The sequence below is a fragment of the Ktedonobacter racemifer DSM 44963 genome, from assembly GCF_000178855.1.
In the GTDB taxonomy this organism is placed as follows: Bacteria; Chloroflexota; Ktedonobacteria; order Ktedonobacterales; family Ktedonobacteraceae; genus Ktedonobacter; species Ktedonobacter racemifer.
The window spans coordinates 686,790-702,731 of sequence record NZ_ADVG01000003.1 but is presented as its reverse complement, the minus strand read 5'-3'; the positions used below and the strand labels follow the sequence as shown (position 1 = coordinate 702,731).

The 15,942-nt window shown below is 52.5% G+C and carries 16 protein-coding genes and 1 pseudogene; 8 read left to right on the top strand and 9 right to left on the bottom strand.

The window, feature by feature from the left end:
• Positions 1–93: 93 nt before the first annotated feature.
• The gene (gene galE / locus KRAC_RS32080; protein ID WP_007914522.1) at positions 94–1,077 is read right to left on the bottom strand and encodes a UDP-glucose 4-epimerase GalE; all 984 of its coding nucleotides are present in this window, start codon (positions 1,075–1,077) and stop codon (positions 94–96) included.
• 210 nt (positions 1,078–1,287) lie between these two features.
• Here galE and KRAC_RS32075 point away from each other — a divergent pair, with 210 nt between their 5' ends.
• Positions 1,288–2,073: a DeoR/GlpR family DNA-binding transcription regulator gene (locus KRAC_RS32075; protein WP_052568758.1), complete on the top strand. Its 786-nt coding sequence runs from the start codon at positions 1,288–1,290 to the stop codon at positions 2,071–2,073.
• A 53-nt stretch (positions 2,074–2,126) separates the two neighbouring features.
• Here KRAC_RS32075 and KRAC_RS32070 read toward each other — a convergent pair whose 3' ends face one another.
• Together KRAC_RS32070 and KRAC_RS32065 are read right to left on the bottom strand one after the other, a co-directional pair.
• Complete coding sequence (locus KRAC_RS32070; protein ID WP_007914519.1) at positions 2,127–2,363, bottom strand: hypothetical protein; 237 nt, start codon at positions 2,361–2,363, stop codon at positions 2,127–2,129.
• Positions 2,360–3,256 carry an aldo/keto reductase family oxidoreductase gene (locus tag KRAC_RS32065; RefSeq protein WP_075164425.1) on the bottom strand — a complete coding sequence of 299 codons (897 nt, stop codon included), beginning with the start codon at positions 3,254–3,256 and terminating at the stop codon, positions 2,360–2,362. Before KRAC_RS32065 ends, KRAC_RS32070 begins: the two co-directional genes overlap by 4 nt.
• A gap of 138 nt (positions 3,257–3,394) precedes the next feature.
• On the opposite strand from KRAC_RS32065, the gene KRAC_RS32060 reads away from it, so the two are divergent.
• Positions 3,395–4,255 carry a helix-turn-helix transcriptional regulator gene (locus KRAC_RS32060; protein WP_007914517.1) on the top strand — a complete coding sequence of 287 codons (861 nt, stop codon included), beginning with the start codon at positions 3,395–3,397 and terminating at the stop codon, positions 4,253–4,255.
• A 22-nt stretch (positions 4,256–4,277) separates the two neighbouring features.
• On the opposite strand, the gene KRAC_RS32055 is transcribed toward KRAC_RS32060, so the two are convergent.
• The 3 genes from KRAC_RS32055 to KRAC_RS62915 form a co-directional block, all read right to left on the bottom strand.
• Positions 4,278–5,135, bottom strand: a complete 858-nt coding sequence (locus tag KRAC_RS32055; protein ID WP_007914516.1) for a sugar phosphate isomerase/epimerase family protein — start codon at positions 5,133–5,135, stop codon at positions 4,278–4,280.
• A gap of 236 nt (positions 5,136–5,371) precedes the next feature.
• Positions 5,372–6,262, bottom strand: coding sequence for an alpha/beta fold hydrolase (locus KRAC_RS32050; protein ID WP_007914515.1), 891 nt, complete (start codon positions 6,260–6,262; stop codon positions 5,372–5,374).
• 10 nt (positions 6,263–6,272) lie between these two features.
• The gene (locus KRAC_RS62915; RefSeq protein WP_007914513.1) at positions 6,273–6,995 is read right to left on the bottom strand and encodes a TetR/AcrR family transcriptional regulator; all 723 of its coding nucleotides are present in this window, start codon (positions 6,993–6,995) and stop codon (positions 6,273–6,275) included.
• Between the two features lie 232 nt (positions 6,996–7,227).
• On the opposite strand from KRAC_RS62915, the pseudogene KRAC_RS76475 reads away from it, so the two are divergent.
• From KRAC_RS76475 to KRAC_RS62910, 3 genes and pseudogenes are all read left to right on the top strand, one after another.
• Positions 7,228–7,311, top strand: a pseudogene (locus tag KRAC_RS76475) (IS6 family transposase); the annotation flags it as partial.
• Between the two features lie 103 nt (positions 7,312–7,414).
• The gene (locus tag KRAC_RS71900; protein WP_157507384.1) at positions 7,415–7,567 is read left to right on the top strand and encodes a hypothetical protein; all 153 of its coding nucleotides are present in this window, start codon (positions 7,415–7,417) and stop codon (positions 7,565–7,567) included.
• A 43-nt stretch (positions 7,568–7,610) separates the two neighbouring features.
• Positions 7,611–8,522: an LLM class flavin-dependent oxidoreductase gene (locus KRAC_RS62910; RefSeq protein WP_007914511.1), complete on the top strand. Its 912-nt coding sequence runs from the start codon at positions 7,611–7,613 to the stop codon at positions 8,520–8,522.
• A 143-nt stretch (positions 8,523–8,665) separates the two neighbouring features.
• Here KRAC_RS62910 and KRAC_RS32035 read toward each other — a convergent pair whose 3' ends face one another.
• Positions 8,666–9,901: a DUF4097 family beta strand repeat-containing protein gene (locus KRAC_RS32035; protein WP_007914508.1), complete on the bottom strand. Its 1,236-nt coding sequence runs from the start codon at positions 9,899–9,901 to the stop codon at positions 8,666–8,668.
• A 363-nt stretch (positions 9,902–10,264) separates the two neighbouring features.
• On the opposite strand from KRAC_RS32035, the gene KRAC_RS32030 reads away from it, so the two are divergent.
• Positions 10,265–11,212, top strand: coding sequence for an AraC family transcriptional regulator (locus KRAC_RS32030; protein ID WP_040446123.1), 948 nt, complete (start codon positions 10,265–10,267; stop codon positions 11,210–11,212).
• Between the two features lie 84 nt (positions 11,213–11,296).
• Here KRAC_RS32030 and KRAC_RS73925 read toward each other — a convergent pair whose 3' ends face one another.
• The gene (locus tag KRAC_RS73925; protein ID WP_169460971.1) at positions 11,297–11,545 is read right to left on the bottom strand and encodes a J domain-containing protein; all 249 of its coding nucleotides are present in this window, start codon (positions 11,543–11,545) and stop codon (positions 11,297–11,299) included.
• 648 nt (positions 11,546–12,193) lie between these two features.
• Here KRAC_RS73925 and KRAC_RS32020 point away from each other — a divergent pair.
• Complete coding sequence (locus KRAC_RS32020; protein ID WP_007914505.1) at positions 12,194–13,357, top strand: potassium channel family protein; 1,164 nt, start codon at positions 12,194–12,196, stop codon at positions 13,355–13,357.
• A gap of 169 nt (positions 13,358–13,526) precedes the next feature.
• Here KRAC_RS32020 and KRAC_RS32015 read toward each other — a convergent pair whose 3' ends face one another.
• Entirely contained in the window at positions 13,527–14,843 is a 1,317-nt protein-coding gene (locus KRAC_RS32015; RefSeq protein WP_007914504.1) for a DUF455 family protein, read from the bottom strand.
• A gap of 138 nt (positions 14,844–14,981) precedes the next feature.
• On the opposite strand from KRAC_RS32015, the gene KRAC_RS32010 reads away from it, so the two are divergent.
• Positions 14,982–15,860 carry an AraC family transcriptional regulator gene (locus KRAC_RS32010; RefSeq protein WP_007914503.1) on the top strand — a complete coding sequence of 293 codons (879 nt, stop codon included), beginning with the start codon at positions 14,982–14,984 and terminating at the stop codon, positions 15,858–15,860.
• Positions 15,861–15,942: the final 82 nt, after the last annotated feature.

Sequence of the window (15,942 nt, the reverse complement as noted above, 5' to 3'; positions counted from 1 at the left end):
ACATAATGAGAAGGAACGCTCTACCGAATATCTCAGGCAATGTCTTCTGGATAGTGGTTGGGATGCCCCCTGGTCTCTGAAGGTGGCATGTGCTCAGTTACGAAAACCCTGCACATGCGTGCTGTGCCACCTCCAGGCCGTTTGCAGAATGACTTCCAGATCATACTGGGTCTTCCAGTCCAGCTCACTTTCTGCTTTGTGACAATCAGCCCAGACTGCCGCAGGATCGCCAGGGCGGCGTGGAACATATTCTACCTTGAAGTCAACACCACTGATACGCTTGGCTGCATTGATCACCTCCTGGACCGAATTGCCCACGCCCGTTCCCAGATTATAGGCCTCGCTGGTATTGGTCCGCTGGATATACTCAAGCGCTTTCACATGCGCAATCGCCAGGTCCACCACGTGAATATAGTCACGCACAGCCGTCCCATCCGCAGTAGGATAATCAGTGCCAAACACCTTGATCGATGGGGTAACACCCAGCGCCGCCTTCATTACCAGGGGAATCAGATTCTGTGTGCGGTCCCAGTCTTCTCCAATTACATTGTCGAGCGAGGCGCCTGATGCATTAAAATAGCGCAGCGCCGCATAGCGAATGCCTCGCGTTTTCTCAAACCACCTGAGCAAGGTCTCGCCCATCAGCTTCGTCTCGCCATACACACTCTCTGGGCTGAACGGGGCATTTTCCGTGACGGGCAGTTGCGTAGGGGTACCAAAGACAGAGCAACTGGACGAAAACACAATGAAGCGCACCTGATGGCGAGCCATTGTTTCGAGCAGCGAGATGCTCCCGCCAACGTTGGTACGAAAATATTTTTCTGGCTCGAGCATCGACTCACCCGGCGCTTTGTAGGCGGCAAAGTGAATAACTGCGCCGGGCTTCTCCTGTGCAAAGACGCGCTCAAGAAACGCATCATCGGTAATACTTCCTTGATAGAAGGGGAGTGAACCAATTGTCTGCCTGCTACTTCTCTCCAGCGTATCAATCACCACCACATCATAGCCGCGGGCTGTTAGTTCTCGCACTGTATGTGAGCCAATATAGCCGGTGCCACCAGTGACTAACACTTTCATAGAAGATCTAAGCTCCATTTTCTACTTTAAAGATGTGATCATATCGTTCTGTTCCCAGTATAATGCGTCAATTAGTCACTGTCAATGCACATTCGTGCAAAAATATTGCGCGATTTTAGAAGAATTACTACAAAATATGCGTGAATCTTGACTTGTGGTCAAGGGAGACCTATAATGGCCCCACTGAGAATGTGCACCACGAGAGGGAACATGACCAACGGAGCAAAGCGAGCCGAATTTATCTTACAGGAATTACGTCGTCTTGGACGAGTTGATGCAGAAGAGTTGAGTTGTCAACTAGAGGTAAACACCTCTACGATCCGGCGTGATTTAGAGCGCCTGGAAAAGCAGAACCTGCTTCGCCGCGTTCACGGAGGTGCTGTTCTCATCGACATGTTGTCCTATAGCGCTTATGGCCATGAGCTTACGTTTCAAACGAATATGAGTAGACAGGTCGAAGAGAAGACGCGAATCGCGCAAGCAGCCCTACATTTGATTCAACCAGGTGATACCATTGCGCTTTCTCCAGGCACCACAACGACCTACCTGGCACGCGCTATCCGTCACACCCAGATCCAACCATTGACGGTAGTGACGAATGCTGTCAATATCGCCATGGAACTGGCGGGCACAAAGGGAATTACGCTAACATTGACCGGCGGTTTACAGCTGGACGAATTCTTTGCTCTGGTTGGCCCTCTTGCTGAGCAGAGCTTGAGTCAGATCTATGTGGAGAAGGCCTTTCTCGGTGTTACTGGCCTGCACCCCGTTTATGGGCTGACGGGCCCCAATCAACTGGAAACCCTGACACACCGCCTGACGATGCAGCGCGCGCAACAAACCATCATCCTCGCAGACCACACGAAAATTGGCAAAGTCGCACTCCATTCGATCACGCCAATAACAACTATGCAGACGCTGGTCACTGATCGCGACGCTCCCACCGATGTGGTGATGCACTTACAAGAAATGGGAATCACTGTTTGCATGGCTTGAGAGTAGGGTTTTCTAACAATGCCTCTTTCGGTCTTGCCTCTTTCGTCAAGTCCTCACCGGATCTGCCGATGAATAGGGAAACCAGGGCAAGCACCCACCAGATCCAACAACCATCGCCTGAAATACACGCTCTCTCCAAGCGTTTCAGGCGATGCGGTGACACCACCCGCCATCTGCTGGCGGGTGGTTGGAAAGTGAGAGCCCTCACCCATGATGGCGGTTGCCATAGGGAGTCCCTGGTCGCCCAGGCCGATGAACCCGATCGCAGGTTTCACGGTGGTCGTGCTCATGAGGCAACGCTGTTCAGCTCGGTCAACTCGTCCTTAGAAAGGGTCAGCATGGCACCGGTGACATTGTCGCGCAGATGCGCGACGGATGAGGTCCCTGGGATAAGCAGAATGTTCGGTGAGCGCTGTAGCAGCCACGCCAGCGCGACGGCCATCGGTGTGGCGTTGAGACGGGTGGCGACTGATCTCAGCTTGTCGGACTGAAGAGGGGAGAAGCCACCGAGCGGGAAGTAGGGCACGTAGGCGATACTCTGTGCGGCGAGGGAGTCGATCAGCTCATCGTCGGCCCGGTTGGCGATATTGTAGAAGTTCTGCACGCACACAATCGGCGCGATGGACTGGGCCTCGGCGATCTGCTCGGCGGTCACGGTGCTGAGACCGAGGTGCTTGATCAGTCCTTCTTGCTGCAGTTGCGCGAGCACCGTGAACGGTTCGGCGATCGAGCCAGGAGTGGGTCTGTCAAGCCCCCCAACGCGCAGGTTGACGACGTCGAGTGCGTCTAGTCCGAGGTGGTCTAGATTGTCGAATACGGCCTGGCGTAGCTGCTCGGGAGCTAGCGCCTGCGGCCAGTTCCCCTCGGCGTCTCGCAACGCTCCGACCTTGGTGACGATGTGCAACGAGTCGGGATAGGGGTGCAGGGCTTCCTTGATGATCTGGTTGGTGACGTGCGGGCCATAGAAGTCGGCCGTGTCGATGTGCGTGATACCCAGCGCCACTGCCTCGCGCAGTACAGCCACGGCAGCGTCGCGGTCGGCGGGTGGGCCGAACACGTGCGGGCCAGCCAACTGCATCGCGCCGTACCCCATGCGGGTAACCGTCAGATCCTCGGCCATGGTGAATGTTCCTGCGGCTGTGGCTGGCAGATTACTATGTTTATTCGCTGAATGCGATACCATAGAAAATTTCCTCTTTCTCTCGTTGAAACGATGACAATCACGATGTGTGATACACTGAGGAGTATGACATGATGGCTATCGTATAACCAGAGCCGCTTTATCATATGATTGAGACTAGCAGGATAAGGAGCGAAGAGGATGATGGGCGACGAACAACGCAGACAGGACCTGGCGGATTTTCTACGCACTCGGCGTACGCGCCTCTCGCCTGAACAGGTCGGGTTGATACGTGGTGGGAGGCGGCGCACCCCAGGATTGCGGCGCGAAGAGGTGGCGCAGCTAGCGAATGTGGGCGTTTCCTGGTATACCCTGTTGGAGCAAGGACGCGATATTCACCCTTCAAGCGAGGTGCTACATAGCATTGCTGATGCGTTACAACTCACGCTCGCCGAACGGCACCATCTTTTCTTACTTGCCGATCAGCAACACCTCGTCGATACGCACGCATCTCATGAACAGGTAAGCCCTGCATTACGCCGTGTGCTTGACTCGCTCAATCCTACTCCGGCCTTCGTCATTGGTCGTCGTTGGAATTATCTCGCCTGGAACGCCACTGCTGAGGATGTCTTTTTGCTGTCGAGGTCGGTGCCGCCATATGAATATAATGCTGTCTGGCGTATTTTTGCTGATCCGATGAGTCTTCATATATACAACCCTAAGTGGGAGCAGGTAGCGCAGAAAGTGCTGGCGGAATTTCGTGCTGATAGTGCGTATTATGCCGATGAAGAATGGTTCAAATGCTTGATCACCGACTTACAGCGCGTAAGCCCTGAGTTTCGCGCATGGTGGCCCCGTCACGAGGTACGCGGTAGAGCCGATGCACAGAAAGGCATAGAGCATCCGCTTGTAGGACGCCTGATGTTTGAGCATACAACCTTACAGGTGCCTACCACGCCCGAACTCAAAATCATGATCTATACACCGCTGCCCGAAACGGATACGCTAGCGAAGTTACAGCAGTTGATGGATATGAAGGTAGCTGAGAATGTTATGTATTGATGTCGGCTCTATTCCTCGTGGCTTACGCGAGGCCAGCCAGCGCCCATACCTTGTCCAGGCTTTGTTTGACGGCGTCCACTCTCTCATCGGCAGGCAACTTCGCCAATTCAGCATTAAATGGCTCAACGACAACAGGACCTTCATAGTGCATACGCTTCAACACTTGAAGGAAATCAGCGATATTGATCTTTCCACTTGTGCCTGGTAGAAGGCGCTGATTATCTATCTGTTCATCAACGCTCCTATGATCAGGGGCATCATTCAAGTGAACAGAGACCACCTGATCAATGCTTAAATATGTGAGATCTTCAGATGAACCATGCGAGGTATACCAATGGAAGCTGTCAAGCAGTAGTCCTACATTCCCTGTGGCGATGCGTTCACCAAGGTCTAAAACCCCCTGAAGTGTAGAGATAAATTCATAGCGATGACCGGCCCGAAATGTCTTCGCCCCAACAAATTCCAACCCGAAGCGGCAGCCATAATCAGCAAGGATGCGCGCAATTGGCCGCAAGCGTTGTATATGGAATTCCAGGTTGGCTTCATACTCTAGTGTATCCGAGAAAGGCTTAACCCAGGTACAGCACCGGGGACTCCCCAGTTCCTGAGCGAACTTCGCGTATGCTGGGAGTAGCTCTAATCCAGCACGATACGACGCTTCGTCCCCATAATAATCAACCGGTGGTGCCCAACTCCCAGCACACACTCCTGTCGAATGAAAGAGATCCTTTACCTCTTGCACAGATGATGCTTCCGCGAGTCGAAACAATTCACCGATAGGAAGATCCAGGCCCGCGAAACCATGGCGAGACGCTAGTCCCAGTGCTTCCTCAACATGCACAGATAATGACAATGCACCCGTATTGAGGCAACGAAACATCTTCAACCTCCTGCAGGATTCTCTACTGAAATTGCTATCAATTGTATTCGTTAAGGTAAATTGTACGCTCCAATCCTGCGCTTTTTCAATGCGGTGAGGCGACACTATGGTAAGAAAATACGACCTCTTCTTGTATAGTATGTATCCTTATTTAGCATGTCCTTCTACACTGCAAAGGAAAAAAGAAACTGCGTCTCCGTCTTTTTGCCACCCTTTGGATTGGGTGATTTACCAGGTTAGGCTTCGGCCTGGTGCAATACCCTGCGCAGGGTGGCAGCCCATTCCTGCGGCATATCCTCATACGAACCATGATGGCCAGGAAACGTCACCAGTTCGCAGCCAAGCTGTTCTGCCAGGATGTGAGCCACCTGGAGGTGCCAGGTCTTTCTTGAGCGAGCCCATTCTCCCACGGCCATGAAGACCTTGACGCCATTGTGCTTGATCCGTTCAACATCTGGCAGGTAGTTCGTCACGGGCAGCAATTCCCCTTTCACCAGGAACTCGACGCCAACCTTGACGTTGAGGCGGTGTTCCCCACTCTGTTCTCGGCGGCTTCTAGTGTACTCGTTCGACCTCCTTTGAGCCTGGGCTATTTTGAGCATGGGGATGCGAACGCCAAGCATAAACTGGGTGGCAGCCACATACGAGCCAAAGCGAAAGGCTGTCAGATAGGCGCTCGCAAAGCGACGTTGCCATTTTCTGGCCTGCGGGAGCGGCAACACTCCTGGAACCGGTGGTTCATGGACAATGACCGCCCTCACCGCCTGCGGTTGGGTTTTTGCCATGTCCAGGGCAATGACCGCGCCGCTGCTGTTGCCAAACACGAACGCGGAGGTCTCACCGACTGCGTGGAGAACGGCCACGGCGTCCCGGCTCTGCTGGCTGATCTCAAAATTCTGCGGCTCATGCATGGTGCTGCGGGCATTGGCACGCCGGTCGTAGGTGATGACTTTGTATTTGTCACAGAGCAGATCCGCCACCGCTGCATAATAATCTCCATCCCCGCCGGCGGCTGGGATCATCAAGAATGGCTGTCCCTGGCCACGCACTTCATAGTACAGGTCGTCGCCTTCCGTGGTGACGCGCCCCAACTGGACAAGATTCTGGTTGGTGTTCATCGTGTCCATATTTCTCACGTTATCCTTCCATACTGTTGAATTGCTCTAGCCACTCGCCGAGAGCCTGTTTTCCTGCTTCCGTATCGCTTGGGAGGTGTTCTGGCTCCAACCAGCGGCGTAACAGGTCGCTGAGTGCCACAGCGAGTTGCTCCAGAGATGGCATGTTTTTCTGGCTGACAAGCTCAGGCGCGGAGATCAGCCCCATTTTCAGGGAGGCGAGCAGATACGTGATGACCGGAACTGGCAGATCCGTGCGAATCAGTCCAGCCTGTTGCAGTTGAGCTACGTAGGTGTCGGCATGGCCCACCAGTTGCTCGCGGGCCTTTGGATCAAACGTGTCGATGAGCCCGGCAAAGAGATCTGACTGACCCCGGATTTGCGCCGCGACAAGGGGATTGGTGAGGGCAGCAAGCATACTATGCATCCACAGCCGATGCGGTAACCCCCCCTCTGGATCGGCGGCAATCCGCTGCTTGAGGTCTTCACTGACCTGGTGGTTGGCGCGCCAGATGGCCGCACGAAACAGGTCCTTTTTGTCCTTCCAGTGCAAATAGATCGTGCCTTTGCCCACACCTGCCTCGCGAGCCACATCGTCAAGGGTGGTCCTCCGATAGCCCCAACGCACCAGCAGGTCGCTCGCGACATCGAGCAGACGCTGTTCGCGAAGCATGCGCTCATCAGGCTGAGCAGGTATCCCTTTGTTGTTTGACGTTCCATCAGTGATCTTGCTTCTGGTTTCCATGATCTCCCTTATGCTCGTATCGTCACACAAGAGTGACGATACGAGCAAATGACTTGTTGACTCAAAAAATTATTCTGGTCAAATAGTAAGCCAACAGGCCGCAAAAATCAAGGGCGCCACGTCTATGTGAATTGATTTCCTCCCACATGGCAGTGGGCTTTTGCTTACGTTGATGCGTATTGGACGAGGGGCGTAGAGGCCTTCTTGGCGTATTGTCGACTTGGTAATGTAGCTGTATTACCGCTTCTCACTCAGTTTTCGCGATGTTGAGGAACTTCTGGCCCAGCGTGGGATCGTCATCACATATGAAATAGTACTACTGTTCCTCCCACGAACGCCTACGACCATCACTCTCTCGACGTTGAAGAGTTCTTCGTCGAGAGAGTGATGGTCTGAACGGAACCGCGTTATTTGAGGGTGTGCCCAAGACAATCGTCAGTGATGGGGGAGGCATTTTCTACTGCAATCAGGCCATGCAGGTGTATCAGGCACTTGAGATTGAAAAGCTGCGTATGCTCACCAACGGCAGCACCAGCCCTGGTGCCTGTCTCCAGCGTTGGGCTTCTCTGTGATACGATAACAGGCAATCTATAAATCTTGAAAGAAGGAAGATATATGTCATCCATTGAGTTTGGCTTATTACTCCCCGCTCTACCTGGCAGAGGTATGACACGTGAAATCTACCTCAAACGGATTCGCGAGAGTCTGGATATTGTCACCGGGCATTTTCACTCGATCTGGTATGTCGATCATTTGCAGTTCCAGGATGCTCCGGTCCTGGAGGGCTGGACGGCCCTGACCTACATGGCAGCGTGTTATCCCTCTTTTCACTTTGGGAATGTTGTGCTTGCTCAGTCGTTTCGCAATCCAGCCTTGCTGGCGAAAATGGCGGCAACTGCTCAGTATATGAGTGAAGGACGCTTCATCCTTGGTATCGGTGCTGGTTGGCATCAGGAAGAGTACGATGCCTATGGTTTTCCTTATCCAACACCTGGCGTAAGAGTGGAGCAGTTGGAAGAGACGCTGACTATTCTCAAAGCTCTCTGGACCCAACCCCGAGCCACTGTGGAGGGGAAACATTATCGCGTTATCAATGCTGCGTGTGAGCCAAAGCCTGATCCATTGCCACGTATTATGGTTGGTGGAGAGCAGCCACGTATGCTCCGACTGATTGCGCGGCACGCCGACGAATGGAATATTTCACATGAAGATATCGCACACTATCGTGACCTGGTGAAAGAAAGCGAAAAGGCCTGTGCTGCTGTTGGCCGCGATCCAGCTACGTTACGCAGAAGCTGGTTTGGCGGCTGCCTGTGTGTGCCTGAAGGGACCGATATGAGCAGCGTGGATGTGTCGCATATCTCTTCCCCCAATTCTTTGATTGGTACACCCAAACAGATTATAGAGAAGCTCAAGCCATTTATTGATCTGGGTGTGGTATCTTTCCAGTTAAAAAATGAGGGATTTCCTGATACAACGTCATTGCGTTTACTGGTTGAAGAAGTTTTGCCACGAATTAATGCTTAAGCTGGCCAGGAGGCTCCTGGACGAGCCTTGCACTGGAGAAGTGGCGTTGACTCTCGCCGGAGCGAGGTTTTGGTAAGCTTCGAGCCGCGGAGGTTCATCTCCGGCATCCATGACCGGGCTTCCCCTCCGCTAATTCGGTAATACTAGCTGCTCCGTATGGTGATACGACCGCTGCCGGTCTTGGTTTTGATCTGGGCATGTGGACCACCGCCGACATCGTTACCGCCAAACTCATTGGTGATTTTGCCGGAGCCGGTTGACGCGTCGAGGTTAAACGCGGACTGGGGTGGTAGGGTCAGGCTGATTTCACCGCTCCCGGTGCGGAACTGGTATGTGCCGAGCGGATCGAGCGCGCCCCCGAAGTTGATTGTCCCGCTACCAGTCTTGAAGATGGCTCTGCCAGATAGCGTGGACTGTATGACGTAGATCTCGCCACTGCCTGTATTGAGTTCTACGCGACCATCCATAGATGTTGCCGAGATGCGCCCGCTACTCGACTTGAGCAGGACCTCGCCTCGAACCTGGTGGGCGGTCATTCCGCCACTACTTGTGCGTATATTGATGCGACCATCCAGGTCAGCGATATCAACGGCTCCACTGCCCGTGGAGAGGTCAATCTGTCCCTGCATCTCACGGGCATCGATGGCTCCGCTCCCGGTGTGCATCCTTACCTCTCCACTGACACCCTGGGCATTGATCCTGCCGGAGCCAGTCTTCAACTGTATATCGCAGTTCCGCGGCACCGTAATCTCAAAGTCGAAGTTGCGCATGCCAAACTGGAATGGGGAGTAGTTGGCGTTGCTGGTGATAGCGATGACATCGCCCTGTTGCTGGTAATCGATGCGCATTTTCTCAAGCGTCATTCCAATCCCGCTGGCTCGCTTGGTGGGGAAGACCGTTACGGCGTTCTGGTCGCCCTTGCGGATGGTGACGTTGCCGGAGACGTTGTTAAGGATCAGCCGCGCGCGTTCCTGTACCTGGAATGTCTCCATTGGCTGCGGGAGCGTGACGACGCGCCAGTTGAGGATAGCCAGATACACGCCCACCAGGATGAGCACAACGAGGCCCGTCCACATGATCCAGCTTCCCAGGAAACCGAGAATATTGCTGAGGATAATGGCGACACATAGCGCGCCAAGGATGAGAAAGATGTTGAATGCGCCGCGTTGCTGTGGCGGCCGCGATTGCAGTTTCTCTCCCTCCTGAAACCAGCTATCACCTGTATATTGGCCCGTGTAGCCTTCCTCATACCCGTGTTCCGCATCGTCGGATCGTGGTATTTCATGTTGTTCATGTTGTTCGCGCGGATCTCTGTTTACCGCACGAACCTCGAATGGAGTCTGTTCTTGTGGCACGTGGCCGCCTTCCTGGCTCTGCATAGCGCCGCTTCTCCTTAGTATTCGTATAGATGATTATGATTATCATATCCTAACATACGCAGGAAGTGGGTCCAGGTTTTAGGCTCGGCTATTTTTTCTCTAGCGGCTAGTCGAAATCGACTTTATAGGAGATGTTACAGGAAACGAGCCAGAAAGCCCCTGTGATTTATCCAGGGGCTTTCTGGCTCTTCCTTGTGTGGTGGGTGGGAGGTGTAGGCTGATACGTTGGGTCATCCCACGCTAAGGCTCCGAACAGACCGTAGCCAGCGTTGCGCCCTGAGTGATAGAATGATTGTCGCAAATGATTGTCTGATTCTGCAAATCTTGAAGAGGCGCGAGAAAACAACAAGAGAAGAGGTTTTGATGAGTACCATGATCCACAAGCCTGCAGAGCGCGAGGTCCAACGAATCCAGGCCAACCACGAAGAACTGGTTGAGCGCGTCTCACGGGTCATCCGCGAAGATGGGGTGGTCCAACCATTCCCTGGGCTGCACCTGGCCCGCGCCTCCGCGCCAACGGAGCCGTTACATGGGGTGTCCACGCCATCCTTGTGCGTGATTGCTCAGGGCAGCAAAGAGGTTCTGCTCGGCGAGAGCCGCTATCGATACGATCCCTTGCATTACCTGCTGGCCACCATCGAGCTTCCCAGCATCAGCCAGGTTCTGGAAGCCTCGAAAGCCCAGCCCTACCTCAGCCTACGCCTGGAACTCCCCCCAACTCTCGTCAGTTCGGTTCTGCTTGAGGCTGGGTACACCTCTCCAAGAAAGCAAGCGGATGCGAGAGCCATTGATGTGAGTCTGCTGGATGGAAATGTGCTGGACGCTGCCGTGCGGCTCGTCCGTCTCCTAGATGCCCCTACCGAAGCACCAGTCCTGCTGCCGTTGATTACACGGGAAATCGTCTATCGTCTTCTCATGGGAGAGCAGGGTGGTCGGCTCCGCCACCTGGCAATAATGGGAGGATACACCTCCGACATCACGAGAGCTGTCGCACGTATTCGCCAGGACTTTGACCAGCCACTGTGTATCGAGGATCTCGCGCGCGAGCTTGGCATGAGTGTTTCCGGGTTGCATCACCACTTCAAGGAGGTCACGGCGATGAGTCCCTTGCAATTCCAAAAACGGTTGCGGCTCCAAGAAGCTCGTCGTCTGATGTTGGGCGAAGACCTCGATGCTCAAGCAGCGGCCTATCGTGTCGGCTACCAGGACGCTTCCCACTTCAATCGCGAGTACAGAAGCCTCTTTGGCATCCCTCCCATGCGCGACGTACAACGGCTGCGAGGAGAAACACTCGCCTTCTCTGGACAATGAGAAAGATGGCACGCTCGATACAGGGCATGATTTGCTTCACGCCACGAGCCGTTCTCCCAGATGGGCTGATCGTGATCTTTTTTTCTAGCCAACAAGAGAACCGGACTTCATGTACGTTTTCAAGAGAGTATGGGCATATTGGAGTGTTTTGAATTTTGCTTCGTCACCGCCTGTATCTGGATGATAGCGTTTGACAAGCTGGCGATACTGCCGTTTCAGGTCCTCTTGCGTGGCTGTATGATCCAGGCCAAAGAAGCGCAATGCATTATCTATACCAGCCCGAGAGACCTGATGTGGCGCTTGAAAGCTAGAATATTGCTGTTCTGCGCGCATCCTGGCCTCCCATAACAATGTTTCAAGTGGAGCTGAAAATTCTAGCCAGGTTGCAAAGTGTAAGAGCAATTGCTTGTGCAAACACCAGTAATTACCCTTGACACTATATCGTTCATCAGTACGATATAGCGCAGCATACTCAGGGAGGAGGCGATAGGCATTGATGACTTTGCGCAAGGTAGCAAATGCGTCCTTTACAGATTGGCGAACTTCTCGATTGTGTGAATTTATACCGTGATCCTCAATATGGATCGTATAATAATCATTCCCTACATCATAAATGTTTTTTACACGTAATAGATACATTCGTTATCCTCAACCATGCGTGATACATCGTGGTTCTTTCTTTTTCTCTCTCTCCGTTCGGCAAATGCGGTATGCATGACAATTATATCACTAGCGATAACAGGATCAGTATAGATACCACAACAAAACGAGGCGACATTGAGGGGGTGGGAAGCGAGCTTCGCCTCCAGCAGCAATCATTGGCATATGCTCAGGCGATTGCATGTCAGGTGCTTCAGTAGACATATCCTGTTGACAGCACAATAACCCAAAAACCACCTCACTTGTTAGACTATAGATAGAAGGCAAGCAAGTTTCCAGGCGTGTGGAAGCAAAAGGAGCAGACGAGAAAGGAACCAGGCAATGCGTATCTTCGCAGTTCTTTTTGGGCTGTTATTGCTGTTGAGTATTTTGTTCGATAGTTTTGAAACGATGGTTCTGCCACGCAGAATCAAACGCAGAATCAAGCTCTCTCTCATTATCCACAATGGTCTCTGGACAGGATGGGTCACGGTTGCGCGCTTTATGCGCTCTAGTGGCATGCGAGAGGTCTATCTCAGCTATTTTGGCCCGCTGTTACTGCTGTTTATGCTTGCTTCCTGGGCGATAGGATTAATCGTGTCATTTGCGCTGATTCAATGGGGGATCTCATCATCTATTATTGCACCAGAGAAAATTGCCACGTTCGAAACCTACCTTTACATGAGTGGATCAACCTTTTTTACGCTCGGCCTGGGTGATGTCAGGCCGGATACAGTATTCACCCGCTTTCTAGCGGTGACCGAGGCTGGAATTGGCTTCGGCTTCTTGGCACTCATCATTGGCTATGTCCCCGTTGTCTACCAAGCATTTTCACGGCGCGAAGCCCAGATCACCCTGCTGGATGCCCATGCTGGCTCACCCCCTCACGCCATAGAGTGGCTCCACCGTCAGCACAACATGCAGGCAAACGAGGAAGAGATGGGCGATGTGCTCCACACATGGGAACTCTGGTGTGCCGATATCCTGGAGAGCCACCTCTCTTACCCGTCTTTGCTCCACTATCGCTCCCAGCATGAACGGCAGTCCTGGCTGGCAGCCCTCACCACCATGCTCGATATTTGTGCGCTCCTCCTCGTCGGCCTTGATGGTATCAATATTCCCACCGCTCGCTTTCTTTTCGCTATTGCTCGCCATACAGCAGTCGATCTGGCACAAATTTACGGCACATCGCCAAGACAGTCTGCATATAATCGCCTCACCTCAGAAGACTTCCGCCGCCTACGAGATATCCTGGGATCATTCAGCCTTACGTTTCGCCGGGAGGATGCGGAACAACAACTTGCGGAGATGCGCAAGCTCTATGAACCATTTGTATTAGGTCTGGCAGACTACCTGCTCATCGATATTCCCTCTTGGTTGCCAGGCTCCCACCCAGTTGACGACTGGCAAACAAGCCCCTGGGACCATTTCGCGGTCTGGTCCCAGACAAAATTAGAGGAAATTACCCATCTTGTCATCGAACGTAAACGCAAGTTGCCTCACTAGCGCTGCTGGGAACGACCTATCGATCCGGGTATTGTTACAAGCGAGCGGGAGTGTCTGTCACAGAGCTTCCTTCTTCACTTTCATGTACGTTTCATCAATCCGTGACGAATCCGTGTAGTCTTCAAATAAGGTCGGCTGCGCCGTTCTAGCTCAGGGGTAGTTTTCACACCTATGGACGTTCAAAATTCAAATATTTGAACTCAATTTTCCCGCAGAAGGCCGCGTGACTCAGCCGATCTTTCTCTTCTTCGGTCAAATCACCAAAATTGCGTTCGTCGCTGTCAATGAAGGCTCTCATACGCTTGCTTCTGATCTCTTCCAGAGAGCTGTTGTCCCCGAGACGTTGCTTGTAGAGCTGTGGTACCCATTTCTTGCCAAAGCGGACGTGCGAGCGCTCATCTATGATATCTATTTCAGCGGTCATGCCGGAAATGATATCACCTCTGGAATAATATGCCTGCATGGAGTCTCGTTTGCGGTTGAAGGAGCAGGCTTCGCCAAACATGGTCAGGCTGCTGTAATAATGCTCCAATTCCTGCTGTGCATCCTCCCCATAGGGCAGAGGAACATCTTTCAGATCATATCCCATTTGTCGTAAACGGCGAACTCCCATCAAATGATGACGCGACTCGTCCCAGATATGGCGACTCAGATCAAGATAAAATTCAAATGGCATATTGTCCACGCCATAAAATATATAGCACATGGGATCTAGCACCTGGATCTCGGTCGCATAGTGCCACATAAATGTTTTCAGGTTATTCGCGAACTCTTCAGGGGGATTCCCTAGATCACCGGGCTTCAACCATTGTGGCTTTGAGCGCTTGCGAGGGGCAGGCCCGTAAGGCTCACTGATTGGACACGCGGGTTTTTCGACGAGGCTCTCCTCTTTCTCATCAAGTCCCCCAAGAGACAGGAGATACTGCCTGGTGTATTTGCGCCAGCGATTCACCGCCTCCAGCATCGACGACTCTTTCACGGCATCATGAATCAGCTCGGCTGCCCACTTTACCTGTTGCTGCTTTTTCGGCAGGCACTCTTGCAGCATTTCTAGCGTGGGCGCATCAAAAATTGGATCAAGTGCCTCCATGCACTGCTCATAACAGCGAATCTGTTCCCGGATCACTTCCAGAAACCAGCCCGCGACAAAGGGGAAAAATCCATCTGCGGCCGAGGTGTCCTGGATAAAGGTGTGCAGGCTTTTTGAGGGGATCGCAACAGTACGATTACTGGATAATTCGTTTTTGCGTACCAGGAGGCGATCCGCGACTGTCATATTTTGCCAGACCATCTTCGCCATGGTACACTTCCACTCAAGCTCTTCGGCCGCGGGTATCCAGCCAGCGATAATACGCGCCGATGCCCATTCCAGGTAGGCGAACCGATTAAAGAGCTGAATCTGGTCGGCCACGCGCAACCAGTAGTCACCTAACTGATGTTGGAGCGCCTCTGACTCGAAACGCTCGATGTCAAATTGCAGGGACATAGTAATTTTCTCCTCTTTTCAAATGGGCAGCAATTTGTTACTCTGACTATACCCCGGCTTTAGCGTAAAAGCCTGGGGAATCAGACAAACTTTTTGGTGAAATAGCCAGAGGCGTCCTTTGCTCGCAGGAGAGTGTCTATGTCACTTTACGACAACAGTATTTTTGCTTGTAGCACCTTCCCTTTTCATCTGATGCCATTTCAATTGCAGCGAGGAGAAACGGTTGAACTGCACAGCCATCAATATGTCGAATTCGCCTGGATCTCTCAAGGATGGGGTGAGCATCTCTATCAGAAACAGATTTCTGCCGTAAAAGAAGGCGATGTCTTTGTCATTGAGCCAGGCGAAGAACATGGATACCAGGTGACGGGAGATGTTTTAGCAGGCTACAATGTGATGTTTCATCCCTCGCTCCTTCAAGCTGAGTTTGAGACACTCTCACGCGTATCGTCTTTTGTCGATTTCTTCTATGTCGAACCATTTCTGCGACAGAGCAATCATTTCGTCAAACACCTTCAACTCAATCCCCTGGAACAGATAGAGATGCGGTTTCTGCTCAACCGGCTCGAACGCGAATTCCTCAAAGAACCCGATGGCTATCGAATTCTCATCAAAACGTATTTGATCGAACTGTTTATCTATTTGAGTCGCTGCTATCAAGCTGGCCACCACAAACCACTGGCCTCCATCGCCAATGATCGCGAGATTATCGCGCGCATAAGTGAGTTTATTGCGCTTCACCATGCCCTCCCGCTGAGTCTCGACCAGGTCAGTCAGATGAGTGGGATGAGTCCCAGTGCATTTAAAACAAAATTTAAGCAGGCGACCGGAAAGACGTTTGTGGAGTTTCGCAATGAGATTCGTTTGCAGACGGCACGACAGATGTTGGCTGAGACCGAGAAAAAGATTCTGACTATTTCTCAAGCGGTAGGTTTTGCGGACCTGAGCTTCTTCAATAAATCGTTTAAGCAAGCCTATGGGGTATCTCCCGGAGCATATCGGAAACAAAAAGCATAGGCTTCTCCCCTGTCGGAAACGCCTCTTTTAGGGAGCAGAAAGGGAGGAGGTGAAGTTCAGCTTCACCTCCTCCCTTTCTGCT